This window comes from Eubacterium sp. AF16-48 (genome assembly GCF_003479405.1).
In the GTDB taxonomy this organism is placed as follows: domain Bacteria; phylum Bacillota; class Clostridia; order Lachnospirales; family Lachnospiraceae; genus Eubacterium_G; species Eubacterium_G segne.
Genome location: NZ_QUHB01000001.1, coordinates 1 through 19,118 on the forward strand (window position 1 = coordinate 1; position 19,118 = coordinate 19,118).

General features: G+C 36.4%; 13 protein-coding genes, 1 pseudogene and 2 other annotated features. Of the genes and pseudogenes, 13 read left to right on the forward strand and 1 reads right to left on the reverse strand.

The genetic code is table 11. The features are described from left to right. The first annotated feature begins 117 nt into the window (after positions 1-117). Positions 118-351: a binding site (T-box leader), on the forward strand. Positions 352-427: 76 nt separating this feature from the next. From pheS to DWW68_RS00030, 6 genes are all read left to right on the forward strand, one after another. Beyond that, the gene (gene pheS / locus DWW68_RS00005) at positions 428-1,447 is read left to right on the forward strand and encodes a phenylalanine--tRNA ligase subunit alpha (RefSeq protein WP_021953297.1); all 1,020 of its coding nucleotides are present in this window, start codon (positions 428-430) and stop codon (positions 1,445-1,447) included. A gap of 19 nt (positions 1,448-1,466) precedes the next feature. After that, the gene (gene pheT / locus DWW68_RS00010; RefSeq protein WP_118588435.1) at positions 1,467-3,884 is read left to right on the forward strand and encodes a phenylalanine--tRNA ligase subunit beta; all 2,418 of its coding nucleotides are present in this window, start codon (positions 1,467-1,469) and stop codon (positions 3,882-3,884) included. Positions 3,885-4,100: 216 nt separating this feature from the next. Next, entirely contained in the window at positions 4,101-4,559 is a 459-nt protein-coding gene (gene dtd / locus DWW68_RS00015) for a D-aminoacyl-tRNA deacylase (protein ID WP_118588436.1), read from the forward strand. 33 nt (positions 4,560-4,592) lie between these two features. Then, the gene (queA, locus tag DWW68_RS00020; RefSeq protein ID WP_118588699.1) at positions 4,593-5,618 is read left to right on the forward strand and encodes a tRNA preQ1(34) S-adenosylmethionine ribosyltransferase-isomerase QueA; all 1,026 of its coding nucleotides are present in this window, start codon (positions 4,593-4,595) and stop codon (positions 5,616-5,618) included. Positions 5,619-5,638: 20 nt separating this feature from the next. Beyond that, entirely contained in the window at positions 5,639-6,922 is a 1,284-nt protein-coding gene (gene aroA, locus DWW68_RS00025) for a 3-phosphoshikimate 1-carboxyvinyltransferase (RefSeq protein ID WP_243052965.1), read from the forward strand. Positions 6,923-6,946: 24 nt separating this feature from the next. After that, positions 6,947-7,588 carry an HAD family hydrolase gene (locus tag DWW68_RS00030; RefSeq protein WP_118588438.1) on the forward strand — a complete coding sequence of 214 codons (642 nt, stop codon included), beginning with the start codon at positions 6,947-6,949 and terminating at the stop codon, positions 7,586-7,588. 1 nt (position 7,589) lies between these two features. Here the strand turns inward: DWW68_RS00030 and DWW68_RS00035 are convergent, their stop codons facing one another. Next, positions 7,590-8,699 carry a prephenate dehydrogenase gene (locus tag DWW68_RS00035; RefSeq protein WP_021953291.1) on the reverse strand — a complete coding sequence of 370 codons (1,110 nt, stop codon included), beginning with the start codon at positions 8,697-8,699 and terminating at the stop codon, positions 7,590-7,592. A gap of 291 nt (positions 8,700-8,990) precedes the next feature. On the opposite strand from DWW68_RS00035, the gene DWW68_RS00040 reads away from it, so the two are divergent. From DWW68_RS00040 to DWW68_RS00070, 7 genes and pseudogenes are all read left to right on the forward strand, one after another. Continuing rightward, positions 8,991-12,149: a family 43 glycosylhydrolase gene (locus DWW68_RS00040; RefSeq protein WP_118588439.1), complete on the forward strand. Its 3,159-nt coding sequence runs from the start codon at positions 8,991-8,993 to the stop codon at positions 12,147-12,149. A 116-nt stretch (positions 12,150-12,265) separates the two neighbouring features. Beyond that, on the forward strand, positions 12,266-14,338 hold the full coding sequence (locus DWW68_RS00045; protein WP_118588440.1) for an elongation factor G: 2,073 nt from the start codon (positions 12,266-12,268) through the stop codon (positions 14,336-14,338). Positions 14,339-14,400: 62 nt separating this feature from the next. Continuing rightward, positions 14,401-14,649 (forward strand) — a binding site (T-box leader). Between the two features lie 264 nt (positions 14,650-14,913). Next, positions 14,914-15,320 (forward strand): annotated as a pseudogene (locus DWW68_RS00050) (chorismate-binding protein); the annotation flags it as partial. Between the two features lie 34 nt (positions 15,321-15,354). Further along, complete coding sequence (locus DWW68_RS00055) at positions 15,355-15,585, forward strand: hypothetical protein (RefSeq protein ID WP_118588441.1); 231 nt, start codon at positions 15,355-15,357, stop codon at positions 15,583-15,585. A gap of 18 nt (positions 15,586-15,603) precedes the next feature. Further along, positions 15,604-16,788, forward strand: a complete 1,185-nt coding sequence (gene trpB, locus DWW68_RS00060; RefSeq protein WP_118588442.1) for a tryptophan synthase subunit beta — start codon at positions 15,604-15,606, stop codon at positions 16,786-16,788. Continuing rightward, positions 16,781-17,551, forward strand: a complete 771-nt coding sequence (trpA, locus tag DWW68_RS00065; RefSeq protein WP_118588443.1) for a tryptophan synthase subunit alpha — start codon at positions 16,781-16,783, stop codon at positions 17,549-17,551. Before trpB ends, trpA begins: the two co-directional genes overlap by 8 nt. A gap of 127 nt (positions 17,552-17,678) precedes the next feature. Then, positions 17,679-19,034: a L,D-transpeptidase gene (locus DWW68_RS00070; protein WP_118588444.1), complete on the forward strand. Its 1,356-nt coding sequence runs from the start codon at positions 17,679-17,681 to the stop codon at positions 19,032-19,034. The last annotated feature ends 84 nt before the right edge of the window (positions 19,035-19,118 follow it).

Genomic DNA, 19,118 nt, shown 5'->3' on the forward strand with positions numbered 1-19,118 from the left:
AAAGTAAATTCCACTGTGAGATGGGAGAGTGGAATTTAAAATTTTAATTTTGGATTAAACCTATAGATAATTTTCAAACTTGACAGTAATATTTTTGTATGTTAAAATTTGAATGTTGTAAAGGCAATGAATGTGTAAGTAGACAGCTGTTTTCTTTAAGAGAGAGAGACTCACCGGCTGAAAGGTCTCTTAAGTTCAGACAGTGGTTGAATTTCCCACAGGAGCCGCACTTATGAACGGATTCCTTAGTAGTTTGTGACGTGAGAGGCGCGTTAAGCATAAATGAGAGTTTACGGATATTATTCGTGAGAATATGGGTGGTACCGCGGAAGTGTATATTTCGTCCCTGCATCGTATGATGCAGGGACTTTTTGCGTTAGCAATAAAGAAAATTATTTATTAAAATAAAGATGAAAGGACAGGTAACATGAAGGAGAGATTAGAAGCAATTAAACAGGAAACAATTGCAAAAATCAAAAATGCCGAAGATTTAAATATTCTTAATGACATAAGAGTAGAAATCCTTGGAAAGAAGGGACAACTGACAGAAGTTCTTAAGGGAATGAAGGATGTTGCTCCGGAAGACAGACCAAAGGTAGGTCAGATGGTTAATGATACAAGAAAAGCCATTGAGGAAAAAATGGAGGAAGTTAAAGCCCAGTTACAGGAGAAGGCAAGAGAAGCAAAACTTAAGGCAGAGGTTATTGATGTTACACTTCCTGCTAAAAAGAACAAAATAGGACATAAGCATCCTAACACATTGGCATTAGAGGAATTGCAGCGTATATTTGTGGGAATGGGATACGAAGTGGTAGAAGGTCCTGAAGTGGAATACGACTATTACAACTTTGAGGCACTTAATATACCGGCAAATCATCCGGCTAAAGATGAACAGGATACATTTTATATTAATAAAAATATCGTTCTTAGAACACAGACTTCATCAGTTCAGGCAAGAGTAATGGAGAAAACACAGCCACCTATCAGAATTATTTCACCAGGCAGGGTTTTCCGTTCAGATCAGGTAGATGCAACACATTCACCATCATTCCATCAGGTTGAAGGTCTTGCAATTGACAAAAACATTAACTTTGCAGATTTAAAGGGAACGTTACAGGAATTTGCCAAGGAGTTGTTTGGACCTGATACAAAGACTAAATTCAGACCTCATCACTTCCCGTTTACGGAGCCAAGTGCAGAAATGGATGTTTCATGCTTTAAATGTGGAGGAAAGGGATGCAGATTCTGTAAAGGCGAAGGCTGGATTGAAATTTTAGGATGTGGTATGGTACATCCTCACGTACTTGAAATGTGTGGAATTGATCCTGAAAAATATCAGGGATTTGCATTTGGAGTAGGATTAGAGAGAATAGCATTGTTAAAATATGAAATAGATGATATGAGACTGTTATACGAAAACGATGACCGTTTCTTAAATCAGTTCTAAAGGAAAGGAGTTTACAATAATGAATACACCATTATCTTGGATAAAAGCATATGTTCCTGAACTTGAATGCAGCGATCAGGAGTATATGGATGCAATGACTTTATCAGGAACAAAATGTGAAGGCTACGAGAGATTAGATGCTGATCTTGACAAAATCGTTGTAGGACAGATTGAAAAAATAGAAAGACATCCGGATGCAGATAAGTTAGTTATTTGTCAGGTAAATATAGGAACAGAAACTATTCAGATAGTTACAGGAGCACCAAATGTTGAAGAAGGTCAGAAAGTTCCTGTAGTTTTAGATGGAGGAAGAGTTGCCGGAGGACATGACGGCTCAAGAACACCGGGAGGAATTAAGATTAAGAAGGGCAAGCTTAGAGGAATAGAATCCTATGGTATGATGTGCTCTATTGAAGAGTTAGGCTCATCAAGGGATTATTATCCAAAGGCACCTGAAAACGGTATATATGTATTTGATGATGATGTGGAAGTAGGGGCTGATGCTGTAGAAGTGTTAGGTCTTCATGATACAGTATTTGAATACGAAATCACGTCTAACAGAGTTGACTGTTACAGTGTAATGGGTATTGCAAGGGAAGCAGCAGCTACATTTAAAAAGCCTTTTGTGGCACCAAAAACAGCTCCTGTGGGAAAAGACGGAGATGTAAATGATTACATTTCAGTTGAAATTAAAGATAGGGATTTATGTAAAAGATATTGTGCAAAGGTAGTAAAAAATGTAAAAATAGCTCCGTCACCGGAATGGATGCAGAGACGTCTTGCAAAAATGGGTATCAGACCTATTAACAATCTTGTAGATATTACAAATTATGTAATGGAAGAGTTTGGACAACCAATGCATGCTTATGACTTATCAACAATAGCAGGAAATAAAATTGTTGTAAGACGTGCAAATGATGGAGAAACATTTGAAACATTAGATGGTCAGGAAAGAAAATTAGACAGCGAAATGCTTATGATTTGCGATGGTGAAAAGCCTGTAGGCTTAGCAGGAATCATGGGTGGAGAAAATTCAAAAATAAATGATGATGTTAAGGATATGCTTTTTGAGGCAGCATGTTTTGATGGCACCAACATCCGTCTTTCATCAAAGAGAGTAGGACTTAGAACTGATGCATCAGGAAAGTTTGAAAAGGGACTTGACCCTAATAATGCAGAGGATGCAATTAACAGAGCATGTGAGCTTATTGAAGAGTTAGGTGCCGGTGAGGTTGTTGCAGGTATGGTAGATGTATATCCTGAAAAGAAGGAGGAACATACTATTAAATTTGATCCTGATTATGTAAATAAACTTATTGGATTTAATCTTACAGAGGAGCAGATGGTAAGTTATTTCCCTGCTCTTGAGCTGAAATATGATGCTGCAACTAAGACAATTACGGTACCTACATTCAGACAGGATTTAATTGGTATGTGCGATATTGCTGAAGAAGTGGCAAGATTTTACGGATATGCCAACATTCCTACAGCACTTCCAAGTGGAGAGGCAACAGCAGGAAAATTATCCTATAAATTAAGAATAGATGAAATTGCAAGAAGAGTAGCTCTTTACTGTGGATTTTCACAGGGAATGTCATATTCATTTGAAAGCCCGAAGGTTTATGACAAATTGCTACTTCCTATGGATTCTGATATGAGAAAATCCATTGTTATCTCAAATCCTTTAGGAGAAGATTTCAGTGTTATGAGAACATCATCTCTTGGAGGTATGCTTACATCATTAGCTACAAACTACAACAGAAGAAACAAAGACGTAAGACTTTTTGAAATGGGAAATATTTATCTTCCAAAAGCTTTACCACTTACAGAGCTTCCTGATGAAAGAATGCAGTTTACACTAGGATTTTATGGTGATGGTGATTTCTTTACAATGAAAGGTGTTGTGGAAGAATTTTTAGAGCAGGTAGGAATGAAGGACAGAGTACACTATGATGCTGATGCAGGTAAATCATTCCTTCATCCGGGACGTCAGGCTAACATAGTTTATGACGGAAATGTTATTGGATATTTAGGAGAAGTTCATCCTACAGTATGTGAAAATTATGACATGAAAACAAGAGCATATATTGCAGTTATTGACATGCCATATGTATATGAAATGTCTTCATTTGATAAGAAATATGAGGGCATTGCCAAATTCCCTGCTGTCACAAGAGATATTTCAATGGTAGTTCCAAAGAATATTTTAGTGGGACAGATAGAGGAAGTTATTGAAAAGAGCGGCGGAAAGAATCTTGAAAGCTACAGTCTCTTTGACATATATGAAGGAGACCAGATTGAAGAAGGATTCAAGTCAGTTGCTTATTCAATAGTATTTAGGGCAAAGGACAGAACATTAGAGGAAAATGATGTTTCAAGTGCAATGAAGAAGATTCTTAAAGGACTTGAAGAAATGGGAATCCAGCTTAGAGGATAGAACCTTAAGGGTAAGTTGATTAAGACAGGCATATCATAAGTGGTGAAAACTACAATGGTATGTCTGTTTTTATAAGAATCTAAAAAATAGAAGGGGAAAATGTGAAAAAACACCATTATATTTAGCTTATGAAACAGATAAACTTCTTTAGTATTTTACAAAGCTTAAAAGATATTGTAAACTAGTAGGCGGACAATAAAACAAGAGGTGATAAAAGTGAAGTTTTTGATACAGCGTGTAACTGATGCTAATGTTTCCGTAGATGGAAAAGTAGTTGGCAAAATAGGAAAAGGATTTATGGTTTTTATAGGAATTGCCGGTACGGACACTGTGGAAATTGCTGATAAAATGATTAAAAAACTAATTGGAATGAGAATTTTTGAAGATGAAAATGGGAAAACCAATTTAGCTTTAAAGGACGTAGGTGGAGAGCTGCTTCTTATTTCACAGTTTACTTTATATAGTGATTGTAAAAAAGGTAACAGACCTTCATTTGTAAACGCCGGTGCACCGGATATGGCAGATGAAATGTACCAATATATTATATCACAGTGCAAAAAAGAAATAGATGTAGTTGAAAAGGGAATATTTGGAGCGGATATGAAGGTAAGCCTTGTAAATGACGGACCTTTTACCATTGTGTTAGATAGTGATGAAATAATAAAGAACAAATAGAAAAGAGGATATATTATGTGTAGCGAAAATAAAATGAGTTTACATGATTATTATTATGATTTGCCTGAGGAGTTAATTGCTCAGGATCCTTTAGAGGATAGAAGCAGTTCCAGACTTATGGTACTTGATAAGGAAACAGGGAATGTGGAGCATCACGTATTTAAGGAAATAATAGATTATTTAAATCCGGGAGACTGCCTTGTTATAAATGATACAAAGGTTTTGCCTGCAAGATTGTATGGAAACAAAGTAGGAACAGACGCAAAAATCGAAGTTCTTCTTTTAAAGAGGCGTGAAAAGGATGTGTGGGAAACTTTAGTTAAGCCCGGCAAAAAATGTAAGCCGGGAACTGTTATTAACTTTGGCGACGGCATTCTTACAGGAGAAGTTATTGATGTAGTTGAGGAAGGAAACCGACTTATTAAGTTTAATTATGAGGGAATATTTGAGGAAGTATTAGACAGGTTGGGTGAAATGCCTCTTCCACCATATATTACCCACAAACTTAAAGATAAAAGCAGATACCAGACGGTATATGCCAAGTATGAAGGCTCAGCGGCAGCACCAACGGCGGGACTTCATTTTACTAAGGAATTATTAGAAAAAATCAGGGAAAAGGGTGTTAAAATTGCCCACGTTACCCTTCATGTGGGACTGGGAACTTTCAGACCGGTAAAGGTTGACAATATTTTGGAACATCATATGCATTCAGAGTTTTATATGGTGGATGAAGAAGATGCTAATCTCATTAATACATGTAAAGAAAATGGTGGACGCATTATTTCAGTTGGAACTACCAGTACCAGAACATTAGAAACAGTAACAGATGAAAATGGAGTGGTACATGAAGGTAGTGGATGGACACAGATTTTCATTTATCCGGGATATAAGTTTAAGGCAATTGATTGTCTTATTACCAATTTCCATTTGCCTGAATCAACACTTATTATGTTAGTGTCAGCTTTAGCCGGTAGGGAAAAGGTACTTAATGCTTATGAAATTGCAGTTAAGGAAAAATACAGATTTTTCAGCTTTGGCGATGCTATGTTTATAAAATAGGATGAATGGGAGAAAACCAGTTGGATACTTATAAGGTAAAAAGAATTAAGGATAAAAGAAACATTGATGTTGTGGTTCCCGGCTCAAAAAGCATTACAAACCGTGCACTTATGTTGGCAGCTTTATCACAGGGAAAATGCAGACTTAAAGGGGTGCTGTTTAGTGATGATTCCAGGGCGTTTTTAGATTGTCTTGTAAGCTTAGGATTTGACGTTAATATTAATGAATCTGAAAAACAGGTAATTATACAAGGGGAAAATGGAAATATTCCCAATAAAAATGCATGTATAAATGTACGAAGTGCAGGAACTGCCGCAAGATTTATGACTGTTTTGTTAGCAGTGGCAGGTGGAAATTATACTCTTAATTCTTCTGAACAGATGAAGAAACGTCCTATGGAAGAGTTAATTAATGTTTTAAGACAGTGTGGTGTAACTATTAATTGTCTTGAAAAAGAAGGTCATTTTCCTTTTGAAATTCATTCTAAGGGAATAAAAAACACAAAGGTTGAAATAGATACTACCAAAAGCAGTCAGTATGCCAGCGGATTAATGATGGCAGGCGTTATAAACGGGTTAACAGTTACTCTTACAGGCTCCAGAACCAAGGGTGCTTACATTAAAATAACTGAAAACTTAATGAGACAGTTTGGAATTAAGTATTTAAGAACCGATGATACATATGTGATAGAAAATGTCGGATTTAGCTGTAGCGATTACTATATTGAACCTGATATGTCAGCAGCATGTTATTTTTACGCCATGGCAGCTATTTTAAAGACAAAAGCAAGAGTTTATCAGATACATTTAGATTCCATGCAGGGAGATGTGAAATTTTTAAAGGTGTTAGAAAACTTAGGATGTATTGTAGCGGAATCTGAAGAAGGTGTAATTATTGACGGAAGTCAGATTAAAGAATATTCAGGCATAGACATTGATATGTCGGATTTTTCTGATCAGGCACTTACAATGGCAGTGGTGGCAGCCTTTGCCTCAACGCCAACTGTCATTAGAAATATCGGTCATATAAGGGGGCAGGAATCTGACAGGGTAGCAGTTATTGCCAATGAACTGAAAAAGATAGGCTGTGATACGGAAATTATTGAGGTAAACGGCAGAACTGATGTAAAAATAGTGCCGGGAAAATTACACGGTGCAGAAATTGAAACCTACGATGACCACAGGGTAGCCATGAGTTTTTCTCTTATTGGTCTTTTAGTAGAGGGAATAGTTATAAAGAATCCTTTATGTTGTAAAAAAACATTTGAAAATTATTTTGAGGTTCTTGATGAAATTACAAAATAACAAAGATTGGGAAGAAAAGAAAATATGGGTAAATATATTTTATTTGATATGGATGGTGTTTTGGTAAATACCGAACCTATGCATTTTGAAATATGGAAAAAGGTATTTAAGGAAAAAGGAATAGATATTGATTACGAACATTATAAAGGCTGTATCGGTTCTACAAGAAGCTTTTTGTATAACCTTATAAAAGAGGGATATGGAGTGGATGTAAGCGTATATACGGATTTGCCGGAAAGATTTTCCCAGGTTAAGGATGAGATGCTTAAGGAAAAAGGTATTCCGAGAATAGAGGGTGCAGTGGAAACAATAAAATATCTTTATGATAAAGGCTATGAAATGGCAGTGGCATCTTCTTCATCTCAGGATTATATTGAAAGCCAGATGAAAACCCTGGGAATAGATAAATGCTTTAAACTTTTGTTTAGTGCGGAAAATGTGGAAAAACCAAAGCCGGCTCCTGATGTTTTCCTGGTAGCAGCAGAAAAACTTGGTGGAAAGCCGGCGGAATGTACTGTTGTAGAGGATTCTGCAAATGGAAGCAGAGCTGCAAAAACAGCAGGAATGACCTGCATTGGATTTAGAAATCCTGATTCAGGAAATCAGGATTTAAGTGTTGCAGATAAAATTATTTACAAAATCACAGAGCTGAAAGATATTTTCTAGTTTATTTTTTCTTAAAAACCTTGTATCTGTGTCTTTCAAGCTGTTCAATAGCTTTATTTGCAGAGGATTCATCATAAAATGAGATTTTAAGGACCCCTTCCTGATGTTCTCTGTTGTGAATGATTCCGATATTTTTAATGCTAATGCCATTAGTAGCTAATATGGTAGCTATGGTTGCAATAGCACCGGACTCATCAATAATATCACAGAAAACGCTATAGCTTCTCTGGATAATACTATTGTTATGCTCATCTAAATTATCACGATAATCACGGCTTTCGGCTATCATATTATTGATAGCCCTGCCGTCTTTTTTATCTAATTCATTTTGAACCTTCTTTAAGTCCTCAATATATAGTCCTAACATTTCGCTAATGTTAATATTGTTTGTCATACATATTTGCTCCCACATTTCAGGAGAAGAGGAGGCAATACGTGTAATATCCTTAAATCCTCCTGCTGCAAAGGTTTTCATATATTCAAGAGGGCTGTCATTATGCTTTACTAAATTAACCAGACTTGAAGCAATAAGATGCGGCAAATGACTTACCGCAGCAACTACACGGTCATGTTCCTTATAGGATATTTCAATAGGAATGGCTCCTATGTCAGAAACTATTTTGGAGTATTCCTTAACATATTTATTATCAACGCTATCTGTAGGCGTAACAGGATAGTAAGCATTTTCCAAAAGGCGGTCATTGGAAAACTCATAGCCTGTCTTTTCAGAGCCGGCCATAGGATGTCCTCCAATAAAATTCTTCTCCATGTTCAGTTTTTTAATGGCGGCATGAATGTTACTTTTTACGCTTCCCACATCGGTAATAATACAATCATCCTTAATAATATTCTTTAATAATGAAAGGTATTCCACATTTTTTTCCACCGGGGTACACAAAAATATGTAATCACATTCCCTAAAGGTATCATCAACACAATCTACGGCAATGTTTGCAGTACCGTCATTCATTGCCATTACCCTTGGCTTTGCACCGCGATTGTAGACTATAATTTTACAGCCGGGATATACACGGCGAAGGGCTTTAGCCACTGAACCTCCAATTAATCCTATTCCAATAAATCCATATGTTAAACTATCTGTATTTCTCATAAAAACTCCATTCTGTTGTTAGTTAATTTATACTTTTGATACTTACATTGTAAATTATAAACGAAAAAATAAAATAATCAATTATCCTGTTATTAGAATATAATTACTTCAACACTTTAAAGTTTAACACTTTAAAGCAAACAAATCAAGAGAAAAGTGAATCTGAAAAACATTCTTATGTGATGAATATAAAATATAATACCTTATAAAAAAATTACACTACTTGTAGGGAGAAAATAATTTAGATATAAATAATCTATAAAAGTATATTTATAAGTGGAGGGATTTATTTTGAAGAAATATTTATGCTTGATTTTTGTTGTTACATTACTGTTAATATCAGGTAGTGCAACATATGCTAACACACCTGAGGAGTTATACTATGGCTCAGGAGCTATACGTTCTATGTCAATGAAAGATGACGGAACGGTAATTGGCGGAAGGAGCAGTGGTCATACAATAGAAGTATGGACAAGCTCAAACAGAGGGGAAAACTGGACTAAAATAGGTACAGTGGCAAGCAATGACAACATTAATTATGGTGATGTTATGTTTATGGCTGTTTCAGGGACAGATAAGGTGTATTGTGCATTTCGTGAAAAAAATGCAGAGGGTAAATATTCAGTTGTTGTATGTAGAAGTGATAATGGTGGGTATAACTGGGTATATGACAGCACCGTAATTTCAGGATGTAGTCAGTTTGTAGGTGCTCCGTGGCTGTTTGTGACACAAAATGGAGATATGCAGTGTTATTATGATTCGGAACCTCTGGCTGCTGAAAATGGTGTATCCGGTGCACAGTGGATTGCAATGCAGGGAAGAGATGGTCTTACGGGAGCATGGAATAAGTACGGCGTAGTTGCTGCTTCAAGAGATGCTAATTCATCTAAATTTGTAAGAGACGGAATGGCATCTGTAGTTGATTTAGGAAATAATAGAATCATGGTTGTGACGGAAGGTATTGAAGATAATAAATCGGGGGGCGTGTATTCTAACGTGGTAAGGGCAATACAGTCTAATGATGGAGGATATACGTGGAACTATTCAGGAAGAAAAATAGTTTATCAGTCAACCATAGATTCGGAATCCGGTAGAAGATATAATGCATATTGTCCTATGGCTGTCAGAGTTGGTAACGGACCTGTAGGCGTGGTATTTTGCACTGATGAGGATTTCAAAGGCACACCGGATTCATCTTCAGAGAATGTGTCAAAGAGAAGAACTCATATTAAATACATAAGAACAATGGATAATTTTGAAACCTGGGGGCTTTTAACCGACATATGGACAGGAGGTTCTAAAGCATATGCTCCGGGAATTGTGGAAACCTCACGAAATAACATTTTAATTTCCATAGATCATTTTTCGGGAAATCAACGTTTTTATCATATGGATACTTTAGGAAAAAATAATAATTATGAGGTAATACCGGGAACAGGAAATTTATTATACAGCACAAATTTTGGAGATTCATATGGTCTTGATTTTTATCCGGGATTAGTTTCAAATACCCCTGTATATAATGAAAATGTTATGTCCATTAATGGAGGAAATTCCAACAAGGTAGTTGTGTCAGGAAATGAATTTACTGATTTTGTTGTAGAGGCGGATATAAGCGTAAAGGAAGATGGCAGTAAAGACAGCAATCAGGGGGGGATAATTTTTAGGGTAAACAATCCTTACAGTAGTGTTTCAGATGGTTATGACGGATATTATTTTGGAATAGATGCACTGAAAAAAGAAGTGATTTTGGGAAAAGTCCATCAAAATAAATGGACTGAAATTGCAAAGAAGAAAATGACAATTGAATACAATAAATATTATCGTGTATCTGTAGCAGTGGCAGGGAATGAAATAAAAGGATATGTTAATTATAATGGTGAAAATTATGCCAAAATAGTGGCAGTTGATAATGATTTTTCAAGCGGTACAGTAGGATTTAGACATTGGCTTTCAGGAGCTTCATTTAAAAATTTAAGTGTATTTGAATATAATCCAAAAACACCGGAAAAAACATATACCAATTCAGTTTTAAATTCCTGCGCAGACCCGGATGTGTTGTATTACAAGGGTATGTATTATTTATATGCAACTAATACGGAAAATGCTAATTTAGGATTTAAAGTGTATTCATCTACTGACTTAGTTAATTGGACAGACAGAGGATGGGCATTATCTAAAAATGATGTATATGGTGACAGTGGATTTTGGGCACCGGATTTAATAGAAAAAGACGGTAAGTTTTATATGTATTACGTTGCAAATGAACATTTAAGTGTTGCAACAAGTGACTCACCTCTTGGACCATTTACCCAGACGAAGGAGGAACAGAAGCCTATGCATGAGGGTAAAGAAATAGACGCTCATGTGTTTAAGGATGATGATGGACAATACTATATATATTTTGTAAGGTTTTATGGAAAAAGCGGAGTAAGTGACGGTAATTACATTTATGGTGCAAAGCTTAATTCAGATATGAGAACCATGGATGATTCTACAATTACATGTCTTATTTCGCCGGAAGAAGCATGGGAAACAAATAAGGCAAAGGTAGCGGAAGGGCCGTTTATGCTAAAAAAGGACGGAGTGTATTACCTTACATATTCAGGTTCCCACTTTGAAAGTGATTATTATGGAAGTGGATATGCAACTGCCACCAGCCCGCTTGGAAATTATACAAAATATGAAAATAATCCTATTATGCAGTCTAATACATTAGTACATGGTGCAGGACATCATGGAATAGTGTCTTCACCTGATGGAAGTGAGATGTTTATTGTATATCATTGCCACAGTAGTCTTACTAAAACAGAACCAAGAAGACTTTGTATAGACAGGATTCATTTTACAAAGGATGATGCTGGAAAAACGGTTTTGGAGGTATATGGACCAACCATTACCCCACAGGGAATTCCAAAATCAGGCAATACCATTAGTAAGGGAATAGAAATAAACGGATATCAGATTAGTGCAACATTAGGTGGAATGAGAACTGTGTACTCAGTAGATTCCGTAATAAATCAAAAGGAAGTTATAGGATATGGTATGCTTTATTCATTAGCTGACTATGCAGATGAAGAGGATATGCATGTTGGAAGCAGCAGTAAATATGTTAAAAGCGTGGAGGGAACAAAAAACGGACAGCTGTCAATAAATGCTTCCGACTCGGATATAGCCTCAAGTTATGCAATGACAGTGTGTTTTACATCAAAACAGGCAGCTGAGTATACAGACAAATGGACAGTGAAGGCATATGCAAAGTTAATTGACGGGACATATGTATATAGTGATGCAAAAACATTTTGTGCTTATGATGTGGCAGATATATTGTATAAAAATAGTATGATGAATAATATATCAGCTCACAATTATTTGTACGAAAATATACTGACTTTAGTTAATAAAGAGTACACTAAGGTCGAGTATTCTAAAAGTTCTGTTGTAAGATAATTGTTAAAATATTAACCTTTCTTGTATTGTCATATTTTATAGAGTAAAATATATAAATATAGTTAGGGTGTTTGTACACCATCGGATATAAAATTGAATACAAGGAGGTACGGGATATGAATGTTTATAAGACATCGGATATCAGAAACGTTGTATTTCTTGGCCATGGTGGGGCGGGAAAGACAACTCTTGCAGAAGCCGTGGCATATGCTACAGGAGTTATTACCCGAAAAGGACGTGTAGAAGACGGTAATACCATTAGCGACTATGATAAAGAGGAAATAAACAGGAAGTTCTCAATTAGTGCGTCGGTTATACCTGTGGAGTGGAACGGACTTAAGATTAACATTCTTGATGCACCGGGATACTTTGATTTTGTAGGGCAGTTAGAGGATGCCATGAGCGTGGCAGATGCGGCGGTTATTGTGGTAAACGGTAAGGCAGGAGTTGAAGTAGGAACCATTAAGGCATGGGAAATATGTGAGAGAAGACGTATTCCAAGAATATTTTTTGTTACTAACATGGATTCACCAAATGCCAAATACATGGAAACTGTAGAGCAGTTAAAGGAGCATTTCGGAAAGAAAGTAGCACCATTTCATCTTCCTATTTTAGAAAATGACAAACTTACGGGATATGTTAATGTGGTAAAAATGGGAGGAAGAAAATTCTTAGATGATGCAGGTAATTATACTGAAAGAGATATTCCTGATAGTGTGAAACCAAAGTTAGAGCCTGTCAGGGAGCAGTTAATGGAGGCTGTGGCTGAATCTGATGAAGAGTTAATGGATAAATATTTTGCTGGGGAAGAGTTTACATATGAGGAAATATCAAAGGCTCTTCGTAAAAGTGTAATAAGCTGTGATATTGTTCCGGTTCAGATAGGTTCAGGTGTAAGCTGTCAGGGAGTAAACAGCTTTCTTCAAACCTGTGAAAAATATTTTCCTAGTGCTAATAAGGCAGAGGTGCTTAAAAAGGCAACCAATGTAGATACAGGTGAAGAGGTAGTGGCGGATTTTGACTGCAACAAGCCTGTTTCAGCATATGTTTTTAAGACTATTATGGATCCTTTTGTTGGAAAATACTCCCTGGTAAAAGTTCGTACAGGGATACTGAAAGCCGGAGATACAGTTTATAATGCCACAAAGGATGTGGAAGAGAAACTTGCCAAATTATATGTTATGCGGGGAAAGAATGTAATTGAGGTTGACAGATTGTATTCAGGAGACATTGGCGCGATAGGAAAGCTGGCATCCACCAGAACCGGCGATACTTTATCTACAAGGCAGTGGCCTATAGAATATCATCCGACAACAATGTCAAAGCCTTATACATATATGGCATATCGTGCTGTAAATAAAGGTGATGAAGATAAAATGGCACAGGCTCTTACCAAGCTTTGCATTGAGGATTTAACACTGAAAACCGTATCAGATGAAGAAAACAGACAGTCGTTGATTTATGGAATCGGGGAACAGCAGTTGCAGATTGTGGCCTCAAAGCTTGAAGACAGGTATAAGGTAAAGGTGGAACTTACAAAGCCAAGAATAGCTTTCAGGGAAACCATAAGAAAGAAGGCACAGGTACAGGGAAAACATAAAAAACAGTCAGGAGGACACGGACAGTACGGAGATGTTGTTATGGAGTTTGAACCTTCAGGGGATTTGTCAAAACCATATATTTTTGAAGAAAAGATATTTGGTGGAGCTGTACCTAAGAATTTCTTCCCAGCGGTGGAAAAAGGTTTACAGGAATGTGTTAAGGCAGGACCGTTAGCAGGTTATCCTGTAGTGGGAGTTAAGGCAACTTTAACAGATGGTTCCTATCACCCGGTGGATTCTTCAGAAATGGCATTTAAAATGGCAACCATTATTGCATTTAAGAAAGGATTTCTGGAGGCAGGACCTGTTTTGTTAGAGCCGATTGCTTTACTTAGTGTTACGGCACCTGATAAGTATTCAGGAGACATAATGGGAGATTTAAATAAAAGACGGGGACGAATACTTAATATGACTCCAAAGGACGGAAAGCAGTTAATAGAAGCAGAAGTCCCTATGTTAGAGTTATATGGATATTCTACATCCCTTCGTTCCATAACCGGTGGAAGTGGTGAATTTGAATATGTTGTATCCCGTTATGAACAGGCACCTCCTGATGTTCAGGAAAAACAGATACAGGACAATGCTTAAAAATAATCAAGGGGAAAGAGTAAATCTCACCTTGACAATATGAAATATAAATTTTAGAATAAAGGAAACCGTTGACTAAGAGTAAGTAGTCATGTGAGATGTTTTTCAGAGAGTTGCCGTTTGGTGTGAGGCAATAGACTATCAGTGATGAATGGACTTAGGAGGGCAGCTTGAAACTATTTAGATGGAAGTAGACGCTGACGGAGACTCACCGTTAAAAGAGAGCGCATATGATGGTATGCAGTGAGTGAATGTGTTATACATTAATTTGGGTGGCACCGCAGAAGTATTTTATGGCTTTTGTCCCTTAATATTTAAGGGACAAAGGCCTTTTCTTTTTGTTTATCCTATCAATGAGAAATTCCAAAATCTTTTGTCCCAAAATCATTATTATTTTTTGAGGAGGACATATGAACACACAGAAATTTGAAGAAATTGAACATTTACTTGAGGATTACAGCATGATTCCAATATGTAAGGAAATATATGCAGATGTAATCACACCTATTTCATTACTTAGGGAAATGGAGGTCTTTGGGAAAAACTTCTTTCTTTTAGAAAGTGTGGAGGGTGGAGAAAACATAAGAGAGGGAGATATTTTTCAGGGAGTTATTTCAAGACGTTTTGAAGCGGAATATAAGGGAAGCTTTTTAAATGCTTACAGAGTTTTGAGAACCACTAATCCTTCACCATATATGTATTTTATACAGTCAGAAGATATGCAGATAGCTGGAGCTTCTCCGGAAACCATGGTTAAGTTAGTGGATAGGGAACTTACAACATTTCCTGTGGCAGGAACAAGACCAAGGGAAAAACACAGGCGGAGGATATAGAAAATGAGAACAGCCTCATAAAAGATGAAAAGGAATTGGCTGAGCATAATATGTTAGTGGATTTGGCAAGAAATGATAATGATATAGGAAAGATTGCCCGGTACGGAAGCGTGTATGTGGAAGAATATATGAAAATACATAGATTTTCAAAGAATTAACCGGGCATTAAAAGCAAGTGCAAGGATGATAGGTGTTAATAACAGAGATTTAAAAACTTTCAAGGTTGATATTTCAAACAGTGAAAGACTTCGCAGGCTTGTTCCGGATAATGTATTGTTTATTGCAGAAAGCGGTATTAAAACCAACGAAGATATAAGAAGGCTTAAAGAAGCAAAAGTTAACGGAGTTCTTATTGGTGAGACGCTAATGAGGGCAAAAAATAAAAAAGAAATACTTGATGAATTGGCAAAATAGCAGAAAGGAAGAAAAGAGATGAGCAAAGGAAGATTTGGTATTCATGGCGGACAGTATGTTCCTGAAACATTAATGACAGCCATAAACGAAGTGGAAGAAGCATATGAATTTTATAAAAATGACAAAGGGTTTAATGAGGAATTAACAGATTTATTAAACAACTATGCAGGAAGACCGTCACTTTTGTATTATGCAGAAAAAATGACAAAGGATTTAGGGGGAGCAAAAATTTATTTAAAGCGTGAAGATTTAAATCATACAGGCTCCCATAAAATAAACAATGTTTTAGGACAGGTATTGCTGGCAAAAAAAATGGGAAAGACCCGTGTAATAGCAGAAACAGGAGCAGGACAGCATGGGGTGGCAACAGCAACGGCAGCATCTCTTATGGATATGGAATGTGAAATATTCATGGGAAAGGAAGATTGTGAGAGACAGGCATTAAATGTTTTCAGAATGGAACTTTTAGGGGCTAAGGTTCATGCAGTTACCAGTGGGACCATGACTCTTAAGGATGCCGTAAATGAGGCAATGAAGGAATGGACTAACAGAATGGATGATACATTGTATGTGTTAGGCTCAGTAATGGGACCTCATCCTTTTCCTACAATTGTAAGAGATTTTCAAAGTGTAATCAGTAAGGAAATTAAGGAGCAGTTAATGGAAAAAGAAGGAAGACTTCCTGATGCGGTTATTGCCTGTGTAGGTGGAGGCTCAAATGCCATGGGAGCATTTTATAATTTTATTGAGGATAAATCAGTTGAGTTAATAGGATGCGAGGCAGCAGGACTTGGAGTTGATAATCCTAAAAATGCAGCAACAGTGGCAAATGGAACAGAAGGTATATTTCATGGAATGAAATCACTGTTTTGTCAAAATGAAGACGGACAGATTGCACCGGTATATTCCATATCAGCAGGTCTGGATTATCCGGGAATAGGACCGGAACATGCCAATTTACATGATACGGGAAGAGCAAGATATGTTCCGATTACAGATGTGGAGGCAGTAGAGGCTTTTGAATATTTATCAAGAACAGAGGGAATTATTCCTGCAATTGAAAGTTCCCACGCCATTGCTTATGCAATGAAATACGCAAAAACATTAAGTAAGGACAAAATAGTAGTAATAAACGTGTCAGGACGTGGAGATAAAGACGTGGCTGCCATTGCAAGATATAGAGGAGTACAGATTTATGAGTAAGGTAAGTGGAGCATTTAAAAATGGAAAGGCATTTATAGCATTTATAACAGGGGGAGACCCGGATTTAGAAACAACAAAGAAGCTGATTTTAGAAATGCAGGATAAGGGTGCAGATATAATTGAAGTGGGAATACCTTTTTCAGACCCTATAGCAGAGGGAAGTGTTATTCAGGAGGCAGACCTTAGGGCATTAAAGGGAGGCTGTACAACTGACAAACTTTTTGATGCAATTAAGGAAATCAAAGATGAAGTACATATTCCTTTGGTTTTTATGACATATATTAATGTAATATTCAGATATGGAACAGAAAAGTTTATGAAAAGATGTGTGGAATGTGGAATTTTAGGGGTAATAGTTCCTGATTGTCCTTATGAGGAAAGAGAGGAATTAGCACCTTATTGTGATAAGGAAAACATAGATTTGATTCCACTTATTGCACCTACATCAAAAGAGAAAATTGCCAAAATTGCAAAATCAGCAAGGGGATTTGTATATGTGGTTTCATCTCTTGGAGTAACAGGGGTAAGAAGCAACATTACAACAGATATAGGGGCAATGACTAAAATAGTAAAAGAAAACACTGACGTTCCATGTGCCATAGGTTTGGGTATAGGTACGCCAAAGCAGGCAAAGGAAATGAGTGTATACGCTGAGGGTGTTATCGTAGGTAGTGCCATTGTTAAAATTGTGGCAAAATACGGAAAAGACAGTGTTTCATATGTAGGAGAATATGTGAAAGAAATGAAGGATGCCATAATATAAACTACACTTCTTGAAAAATGACGATAATGTTGTATAATATAAATTTGAGGTCGAAGGTATTTTTCAAAAATAAGCTTTTGATTGTTCAGACCTTTAGCATGAATAACATCACACAGAGGTAGAAATTTTGAGTGTAAAACATAAACTTCAAAACAAAAAACTAAAGAATGCTTTAATAATGATTATTGAAATTTTAATTGTTTCAGGCATAATTTTTGGCGTGCTGATGTACTTTCAGGGAAAGGTAAATAAAGAGGCTGAAAAAGCCGGCGGTCTTAGTGGTAAAGGTATAGAAAATGAGACTAAAAAGGCAGATGTTGAGGGCTTGGATGATTATTATATCCAGATTAATAAAAAGCTTAATGCTTTAATTGTTTACCGTTATTCAAAAGATAGGAATACAAAGACGGCATATAAGAGCTTTAGATGTTCCGTTGGACGTGATTTGAAAAAAGGAAAGTATAAAACATCAAAGACCTATTCCTGGCTTGATATTAATGGTAGCTGGCATAAAAACAACACTATGTTTGGAGACAGTTCCTGGATACAGTCGGCAGGATACAACAATAAGTATAACTATACTTTAAATAAAAGTTCATACAATGCAATTGGAAAGAAAAAAAGTTACGGAGCCTGTGTACTGTTAAGTGCAGGGGATTCTGACTGGATTTATGAAAATTGCAAAACAGGGACAGAGGTTTCTGTTGTAAACGGACAAAAGGGTGACAAATTACAGGTGCCTTTTGAAGAATTTACAAAGGCACAAAAGTATTGTGGCTGGGACCCTACCGACACAGAAAGTGACAATCCGTACATGAAAATAAAAAACGGAGAACTTGTAAGTGGTAGCGGTACTGTTTATGTGGAAAGAGGCTACAAACCTAATTATTTAGGTAATATTTTGTTATATGATGAAAATGGTAAAAACAAAACAGGTTTAGTTAAATACAATAAAATAAATACTGACGAAACAGGAGATATAAAGGTTACTTTTAAGTATAAGCTTTCTTCAAAAAAGACTTTAAAGCTTACACAGAAATTTAAGGTTATTGACACGATACCACCTAAGGTTTCATGTTCTAAGGATAGCTTTGTATATGAAGTTGCAAGTAAAGACAAAAAAGACATGAATAGTGAGTCTAACATAACTGACATAACTAATATGGTTAAGGCATGCGCCTCTACCAATGAAAGTGGAAGCAAAATAACCGTATATACAGTTAATAAGGATGAGTTAGATGAAGGAGAGTTTCCGGTAGTAATAAAAGCACAGGATTTGGCTGGAAATGTGGGTTCGTATCAGGTAATGGTGAAGATAGTTTTAAGAGATTCAGGCTCAAATAAGAAATATACACCGCCAAAGGATTTAGAAAAGGTAAGAAAGCAGAAAGCCGGTCTTGAAGAAACAACTAAAAAGCCGGAGAAAAAAAAGAAGAAAGAGAAAACAACAAAAGCTGTTTCACAGGATGAAACAGAAGAATAAAGGATAATAAAGTTAAATAAATTTGACTTTAAAATATAAGTGGATTAATACCACACCATATTATACATGCATTTTTTTAGGAGG

What these genes read in the sequence shown, in the direction of transcription:
- pheS (WP_021953297.1), top strand. Translation starts at nt 428, where the DNA reads ATGAAGGAGAGATTAGAAGCAATTAAACAGGAAACAATTGCAAAAATC.
- pheT (WP_118588435.1), top strand. Translation starts at nt 1,467, where the DNA reads ATGAATACACCATTATCTTGGATAAAAGCATATGTTCCTGAACTTGAA.
- queA (WP_118588699.1), top strand. Translation starts at nt 4,593, where the DNA reads ATGAGTTTACATGATTATTATTATGATTTGCCTGAGGAGTTAATTGCT.
- DWW68_RS00030 (WP_118588438.1), top strand. Translation starts at nt 6,947, where the DNA reads ATGGGTAAATATATTTTATTTGATATGGATGGTGTTTTGGTAAATACC.
- DWW68_RS00035 (WP_021953291.1), bottom strand. Translation starts at nt 8,699, where the DNA reads ATGAGAAATACAGATAGTTTAACATATGGATTTATTGGAATAGGATTA.
- DWW68_RS00045 (WP_118588440.1), top strand. Translation starts at nt 12,266, where the DNA reads ATGAATGTTTATAAGACATCGGATATCAGAAACGTTGTATTTCTTGGC.
- DWW68_RS00055 (WP_118588441.1), top strand. Translation starts at nt 15,355, where the DNA reads ATGATAGGTGTTAATAACAGAGATTTAAAAACTTTCAAGGTTGATATT.
- trpB (WP_118588442.1), top strand. Translation starts at nt 15,604, where the DNA reads ATGAGCAAAGGAAGATTTGGTATTCATGGCGGACAGTATGTTCCTGAA.
- trpA (WP_118588443.1), top strand. Translation starts at nt 16,781, where the DNA reads ATGAGTAAGGTAAGTGGAGCATTTAAAAATGGAAAGGCATTTATAGCA.